This window comes from Streptomyces sp. WAC 04229, from assembly GCF_003947455.1.
GTDB lineage: Bacteria > Actinomycetota > Actinomycetes > Streptomycetales > Streptomycetaceae > Streptomyces.
This window is the reverse complement of sequence record NZ_QHJH01000450.1, coordinates 1-261: the sequence shown is the minus strand read 5'-3', so window position 1 is coordinate 261 and position 261 is coordinate 1. Positions and strand designations below refer to the sequence as shown.

The following is a 261-nucleotide window of genomic DNA, read 5'->3' as shown; positions in this document are numbered from 1 at the left end:
AGGTCCGCGGCCGCGACGCCGGCCGGCCGATCCGAGGCATGGGCTTCGACTACGTCCACTCCGCCGTCGACGACCACACCCGCCTCGCATACAGCGAGATCCACAGCGACGAGAAGGTCGCGACTTGTGCAGACTTCCTCACTCGCGCAGCCGCCTTCTTCCACGCCAGCGGCATCCCCCGCATCGAGCGCGTCCTCACGGACAATGCCTGGGCCTACCGCAAGGGCCTGGCCTGGAAACAGGTCCTCAACCAGCTCGGCG

1 protein-coding gene is annotated in these 261 nt (G+C 68.2%); it reads left to right on the top strand.

Translation table 11 applies throughout. The features are described from left to right. Positions 1–261 (top strand): DDE-type integrase/transposase/recombinase (locus DMH12_RS38810; protein ID WP_148107624.1); only part of this gene is annotated, 261 nt, incomplete at both ends.